The 679-nt window shown below is 77.8% G+C and carries 1 protein-coding gene; it reads left to right on the top strand.

Annotation, left to right across the window (positions count from 1 at the left end):
• A partial coding sequence (locus tag HW577_RS26080) for a gamma-glutamyltransferase (protein WP_198378969.1) occupies positions 1-679 on the top strand: 679 nt, incomplete at both ends.

The following is a 679-nucleotide window of genomic DNA, read 5'->3' as shown; positions in this document are numbered from 1 at the left end:
GAGGTCAGCCGCGCCTTCGCCGCCGACCTCGCCGCCGTCGCCGGGCCGCTGCTGCAGGACCCGCAGGCGCGGCGCGTCTTCGGCGCGCCGGGCGGCGGGCCGCTCCAGGCGGGCGAACGCATGACGCAGCTCGACCTCGGCGCGACGCTCGCGCAGTTGCGCACCGCCGGGGTGGGGGAATTGTACCAGGGCCAGCTCGCGAACCGGCTGGAGGAAGGCTCGGCCGCGGCCGGCGGCGGGCTGACCGCCGCCGAGCTGCGCGCGGCGCGGGCCGAGGCGCTGGAGACGGTGCGCGTTCCGGCGGGCAACGACATCGCGCATTTCCTGCCCGCCTCGATCGATGGCGGCGCCGGAACGGCCGCCGCCTTCCAGGCGGCGATGGCCGGCGGGGCACCGCCCTTCTCCTCCGGCATGGTGGGTGCCAGCGCCGGCCTCGTCACGCAGGACCCGGAAGGCAATGCCGTCGCCTGCGCCTTCTCGATGAACAACCTGTTCGGCACCGGGCGCGTGGTGGCCGAGACCGGCATCCTGCTCGCCGCCGCGCCGAATGCGGGCAACGTGCCGGCCGCGCCGCTCGCCGTGGCACTCGCCACCAACAGGGAGCTGCGGCTGTTCCGCGCCGCCGCGGCCGGGTCCGGCCAGCAGGCGGCGGGTGCGGCCGCCGGGGCGACGCTCGCCG

It is taken from the genome of Neoroseomonas rubea, assembly GCF_016106015.1.
Lineage (GTDB): Bacteria > Pseudomonadota > Alphaproteobacteria > Acetobacterales > Acetobacteraceae > Neoroseomonas > Neoroseomonas rubea.
This window is presented reverse-complemented; position numbering and strand designations above follow the sequence as displayed.